Annotated in this window: 6 protein-coding genes; all 6 read right to left on the bottom strand. The window is 71.7% G+C overall.

Annotated features, from left to right (window positions below):
* Positions 1-1,071: bifunctional phosphopantothenoylcysteine decarboxylase/phosphopantothenate--cysteine ligase CoaBC (coaBC, locus tag HY703_07435; GenBank protein ID MBI4545008.1), on the bottom strand; the 1,071-nt coding region annotated here is incomplete at its 3' end.
* A gap of 4 nt (positions 1,072-1,075) precedes the next feature.
* Positions 1,076-1,291 (bottom strand): DNA-directed RNA polymerase subunit omega, encoded by a 216-nt coding sequence (gene rpoZ / locus HY703_07430; protein MBI4545007.1) that lies wholly within the window; start codon positions 1,289-1,291, stop codon positions 1,076-1,078.
* Between the two features lies 1 nt (position 1,292).
* A complete protein-coding gene (gene gmk / locus HY703_07425; GenBank protein MBI4545006.1) occupies positions 1,293-1,916 on the bottom strand; it encodes a guanylate kinase in 624 nt (207 codons plus the stop codon).
* Between the two features lie 23 nt (positions 1,917-1,939).
* Positions 1,940-2,833, bottom strand: a complete 894-nt coding sequence (locus HY703_07420; protein MBI4545005.1) for a YicC family protein — start codon at positions 2,831-2,833, stop codon at positions 1,940-1,942.
* A gap of 70 nt (positions 2,834-2,903) precedes the next feature.
* Positions 2,904-4,847 (bottom strand): hypothetical protein, encoded by a 1,944-nt coding sequence (locus HY703_07415; protein ID MBI4545004.1) that lies wholly within the window; start codon positions 4,845-4,847, stop codon positions 2,904-2,906.
* The coding region (locus HY703_07410) for a leucyl aminopeptidase (protein ID MBI4545003.1) at positions 4,820-5,773 on the bottom strand (954 nt) is incomplete at its 5' end. The genes HY703_07410 and HY703_07415, both read right to left, overlap by 28 nt.

The following is a 5,773-nucleotide window of genomic DNA, read 5'->3' as shown; positions in this document are numbered from 1 at the left end:
TTCCAGTGCGAAGCCCACTGCCACCATTCCGGGAGCACGAGCCTCCTGCGTGACGCGGAGCACGTCCGCGGTGCGCTCCAGCTCGAGCAGCGCAGGCGCGACCTCCTTCTTGAGCTTCTGCTGTGCGGCGCGGGCGGGGCGGAAATCGGCGATGGCAGCGGCCATGAGGAGCACATGGGCGGCAGGCAGCACCTGGCGGACCGCTGCCTCCATCTCGGCCGCCGTCTCGACGCGCCTCAGTGCCGGCCCCACTGGCGGCTCGAGGGCGGTCGGCCCGCTGATCAGGTGGACATCGGCGCCCCGGCGCCAGGCTGCGGCGGCGAGAGCGAACCCCATTCTGCCGGAGGAGCGGTTGGAGAGGAAGCGCACAGGGTCCACGGGCTCGCGGGTCGGTCCCGCAGTCACCACGACCCGGCGCCCGCGGAACGCCGTCTGGCCTTCCAGCGCCCGGCCCACGTGCTCCCGGATCACCGCCGGCTCCTCCATCCGCCCCGGCCCCGCGCCTTCGCCGTAGGCCAGGGGTCCACTGGCCGGGCCGCACATCTGGTAGGCCAGCGCTTGGCCAAGGTGGCGCAGATTGCTCTGCGTCTGCGCGTGTTCGAACATACGGTCGTTCATGGCAGGGCAGAGCAGGACGGGTGCCCGGGTCGCCAGCAGCACGGCGGTCAACATGTCATCAGCCCGGCCGGCCGCGGCGCGGGCGAGGAAATCGGCGGTCGCGGGCGCAACGCAGACCACGTCTGCCTCGCGTGCCAGCCGGATATGCTCGAGGGCGTGGCCAGCGGCCAGGATGTCGCCTGCCACCGGCCGGCCGGTCAATGCCTCGAAGGTGAGTGGGCCAATGAAGCTGGCCGCGGCGCGGGTGAGCACGACGTCGACCAGCGCGCCGAGCTGGGTAAGCTCCCGGGCGAGCTGAGCGGACTTGTAGGCGGCAATGCCGCCGGAGACGCCGAGCACGACACGGCGTCCCTGCCACGGCCGGCGCGGGAGCAGCCCGCTGCCCGCCCGTTCTGCCGGGCTCGTGGGGGCAGAGCCGGGCGCGGCGGGATCGGGGTCTGGCCCGCCGGCCAAGGGCCTACAACCCCTTTCGCCGCCGCTTGATGAGTCGGAACTCGACGTCGCCGGACACCAGTGCTTCGAGCGCGCGGGTGGTCAGCTTCTTTTCGAGGGACGTGGGCACGGCGTCACGCGGCAGGGCATTCAGCTCGCGGGCGTAGCGTGCCGCCACGAGCACGCCCAGGTACTTGCTCCCCGAGCGGTTGGCCAGCTCAGAAGGGGTGAAAACCTGCATCTCAAGCGCTCCTTTCCAGGATCCTGGCCAGCTCCCGATCCATCTCTCGGATCTCCGCGGCCAGGTTGGTTGACCGGGCCGCCCGGTGCCGCTCCGCCAGCAGCACCGCCTCCAGCGTCTGGACGGCCGTTTCCAGCTCCTCGTTCACGACCAGGTAATCGAATTCACTCGCCGCAGCCAGCTCGATCCTGGCGTTGACCAGGCGGCGCCGCCGCTCCTCCTCGGCTTCACTCCCCCGGCAGGCGAGCCGGCGGTCCAGCTCCTGGACGGAGGGGGGCAAGACGAAGACCAGGAGCGCCTCGGGGAAGGCCGCTCGGATCTGGCGCGCACCCTGCACGTCGATGTCCAGGACCACGATCTCGCCGCGGGCCAGCGCCTTCTCGATCTCTGCGCGCGGCGTGCCGTAGCGACGGCCGTGCACCACGGCCCATTCCGCGAGCTCGCCGGCCGCGACCATGCGATCGAATTCGGCGTCATCCACGAACGCGTAATCGCGCGCTTCGCGCTCGTGCGGCCGCGCAGGCCGGGTGGTGGCCGAGATCGAGAACACGACTCCGGGCTGGCGCTCGACCAGTGCCCGCGCCAGCGTGGTCTTCCCCGCGCCGCTGGGCGCCGAGATCACCAGCGGGAAGGCCTGCCTGCGCAGCTTCACTCGACGTTCTCGACCTGTTCGCGCAGCCGCTCGATCTCGTTCTTGATGGCTACGACCTGGTGCTCGATGGCGGCATCGTTGGCCTTCGAGCCGATCGTGTTGGTCTCGCGGTGCATCTCCTGGCTGAGGAACCCCAATCGTTTGCCGACCGGCTCCGCACCATCGGCTTCGAGCAGCTCGCGGAACAGCGCGATGTGCGAGCGGAGTCGCACCACTTCCTCGCTGATGTCCCAGCGCTCGGCGAGCAAGGCCACTTCGCGGGCCAACCGATCCTCGTCGACCGCCGGGTCCCCTGCCAACTCGGTCAGGGCACGGCGCAGGCGGTCGCGCTCGGCCAGCAGCCGCGCGGGGGCGCATTCGCCTATCCTGTCCAGCGCCCGCTCCACCGCCTGGAGCCGCTGCTCGAGGTCCTGGTGCAGCCGCCGCCCCTCTTCTACCCGCATGGCCAGCACCTGGTGCAGCGCGGCGTCCAGCGCCTGGTGCAGCTCCTCCTGCGCGATTTGCGGCGCCTCTTCCTCTCCTGCGGGCAAGATCAGGTCGCCGAACCGTGCCAGCAGCGTCAGGTCGATTTCGCCCGGCAGCGCGAGGCGCTCCTTGAGCGCGCGCAGCACCTGCAGGTACTGCCGGGCCCGCGCTTCATCGAGCCGCAGGGGCGGTGCCGACTCGCCCGCGGAGTCCGGCGTGGTGAGCCGCAGCGAGCAACTGACGTGCCCCCGTGGCAGAGACGCGCGCAGCCGCTCCCGGATCTCGGGCTCCGAGCGCTCGAGGGGCGCGGGCAGGCGGAGGTTCGCGCTGAAATACCGGTGATTGACCGTCTTCAGCTCGACCTGCAGGCGCCCTGCAGCCGTCTCGCGATCCGCTGCGCCGTACCCGGTCATACTCCGGATCATCGAGCCTCCCGGTCGCGCGTAAAGTACGAAAGCGCTGGGGGTGGGTCAAACGCCGCCGGCCAGCGGCGCCTCAATTGTAGAATTCCCATTTCACGCCGTAGAACGCCCGCTGACCAGGGAACGTCCGCCCGGGCAGATCCTGCAGGTCGCGGCGACTCGTGATGTTGTCCCAGCGTAGGAACACGCGCACGTCCAGCACCCGGATCTGCAGGTAGAAGTCGAGCGTGGCGAAGTCGGGGACGACGTCCCGTCCAGCGCCTGCGCTGGGCACGCGCATTTCGCCGCGGCCGCGGCTCTCGAGCCGGGCCAGCACTTCCAGGTTGCCGCCGGCCAGAGGCAGGTCGTGATAGACGAGGCTGGCGCGCCACGCCTCGGCCGGCATGTAGAGGGAGAGCGGACCCTCGGTCCAGACGGTATACCACGCCTCGAGCGAGAGCGGGCGCCAGGGCGCCGGCAGCCGGGCGTGGAGCTCGAAGCCCCGGACGTCACCGGCGGGAAAGAGACGGCCGGCCCGGTCAAAGGCGAGTCGGAAGGTGGGCACAGAGTCGGCCTCGAGCTGCAGGGCGGCAACGCCCAGCCGCAGCCGGCCTCGCTCGAACTCGGCGCCCAGCCGGACGCCGGAGCGGTCTGTGAGCACGGGCGCGCGCATCTCTCCCGGAGTCGTGTCGGCGGGCGGCGTCCCGGCCGCGCGGAGGAAGGGCACCCCCCGATCCCCGCCCGCGATTTCACCCAGCAGCCGCAGGCCGCGGAACGGCCCGGCGCTGGCGGCGAGGCGGCCAGTCGCGGCGCCCTCGCCCTCCTGCCAGTCCGCCCAATGGAGAGTGCCCAGCAGGGCGAGGCGGCCAGGCAGCGCGCCCCCGGCCGCAAGCTCGAGCTCGAGGCGCGGCAGGCCCCGGTGACTGCGGCCGCGCAACGTCGCCCGGCCCCAGAAGCTGCGGGCGTCGTAGCGCGCGCGCAGGCCCAGTTGCGTGCTGGCGGCCTCGATGGGCGTGCTGTCCCTGGGCTGGTCATCGAGTGAGGAGCGGCCGGCGTACACTTCCGCGAGCAGACCGGCCAGGGCACTCGTCCGGGCTCGCACCACCCAGTCCTGGCGGCGCCCGTCCACCCGCATAGCGCCCGCCTCGAGGCGCTCGATCGAGGTGCGCCTGAGTTCGAGCTGCACGCCATGGCGCTTGCCGATCAGTCCCCATTTCAGCCAGCCGGCGAAGGCCGTGGCGGGCTCGCGACGCCTCCCGCCATCACTGTCCAGCCGCTCGAGCGCCGCGGCGAAGGGGCCGCCCAGCAGGCGGGGCGCGAGGAACAGGCCGCGCAACAGATCCGCGCTGGGCTGACCCGTGGCGGCTTCAATGAGCGTGTAGCTCCGGGCGTCCGAGGGGGCCAGGCTCTCCAGCTCGAGGCGCAGCAGATCCATTCTCCTCTCGACGCGCACCCGACGGAGCTGCACCAGCTCGAGGCGCGCCAGGTCCAGCACGGCCGCCTGGAGCGGGTCCAGCGTGTAGCCGTCCAGAACGACCTCGAGGCGGCCGCCCGTGGTGCCGAACGCGCTGGCAGATTCCGGCTGACCCAGGTAGCCGGACCGCACCGGAATGACGCCGGGAATGCGTTCGAGCAGGTCGTTCAGGGAGAAAGTCGCCTCGCGCAGCAGCGCCGCGCGGTCCCACTCCCATACCGCATCGCCCCAGCCCGCCATGACGGGCTCCGGGAAGCGCTGCAGCTCCGCGGGCGGCGGCAGCAGCGTGTCGGGCGGCGTCGCGGCGGCGGCAGTATCAACCGGCGGCGGCAGCGTGTCCGGCAGCGGCGCGGCCGCCGTGTCCGGGCGCGGGGGCAGCGTATCCGGGCGCGGCGCTACGGTGTCGGGTGGCGGGGGACGTGGGCGGCGCACTGGCGGCTGCTGCGCGGCCGCACTGGCCGCGGCGAGGAGCAGCAGCGCGCCGACAAGAAATGGCCCCGGCCGGAGCCGGGGCGCGGGCCCGGCATGGCGGCGGGTCAGGCCCCGGAGCGGCCGCGCACCCACTCGATGAACAGCCGCGTCGGCACGCCAGTCGGGCCCTTGCGCAGGTAGGGAAGCGCCTCGTCGCGCCATGCCGTCCCTGCAATGTCCAGGTGAGCCCAGGGCGTCTCCCCGGCAAACTCTTTGAGGAACCATCCTGCCGTGATCGTGGCCGCGACCCGGCCGCCGGTGTTCTTGAGATCCGCCACCGTGCTGTCTAACTGCTCCCGGTACTCGTCCCACAGCGGCAGCGGCCAGCACCGTTGCCCTACGCGCTGGCCGGCCTCTCGAATCTCTTCGACCAGCTCGCCATTGTTGCCCATCAGCCCGATGGCGTGGTGGCCCAGCGCGACCACGCAAGCTCCGGTCAGCGTGGCGGCATCCAGCATCGCGGCCGGCTGGTAGCGGCGGGCGTAGGAAAGCGCGTCGGCCAGGATCAGCCGCCCCTCGGCGTCCGTGTTGATGACTTCGATGGTCCTACCCAGGTGGCTGCGGATGACGTCGCCCGGCTTGAGCGCTTTGCCGGAAGGCAGATTCTCGGTGGCCGGGATCAGCCCCACCACGTTGACCGGCAGCTTGAGCTGGGCGACTGCCTGCAAAGCCCCCAGCACCGCCGCGGCCCCGGACATGTCGTACTTCATTTCCTCCATGCGCTCTGCCGGCTTGATCGAGAGGCCACCGGAATCGAAGGTCACTCCCTTGCCTACCAGCGCGAGCGGGGCGCGTTCGCCGCCGCCATGATATTCCAGCGCGATGAAGCGCGGCTCCTCCTCGCTCCCCTGCGCCACCCCGAGCAGGGCGTGCATTCCCTCGCGGCGCATGGCGGCGCGATCAAGGACCGTCGCCTTCATGCCCTGCTCGCGTGCCAGCTCCTGGGCCACCGAGGCGAGGTGCGTAGGCGTGACGATGTTGCCGGGCTGAACGGCGAGTTCCCGGGCGCGGTTCTCGGC

It is taken from the genome of Gemmatimonadota bacterium (assembly GCA_016209965.1).
Taxonomy (GTDB): Bacteria; Gemmatimonadota; Gemmatimonadetes; order Longimicrobiales; family RSA9; genus JACQVE01.
This window is presented reverse-complemented; position numbering and strand designations above follow the sequence as displayed.

Bases quoted from the DNA above. Each gene is read 5' to 3' on its own strand.
- rpoZ (MBI4545007.1), bottom strand. From the start codon at position 1,291: ATGCAGGTTTTCACCCCTTCTGAGCTGGCCAACCGCTCGGGGAGCAAG.
- HY703_07420 (MBI4545005.1), bottom strand. From the start codon at position 2,833: ATGATCCGGAGTATGACCGGGTACGGCGCAGCGGATCGCGAGACGGCT.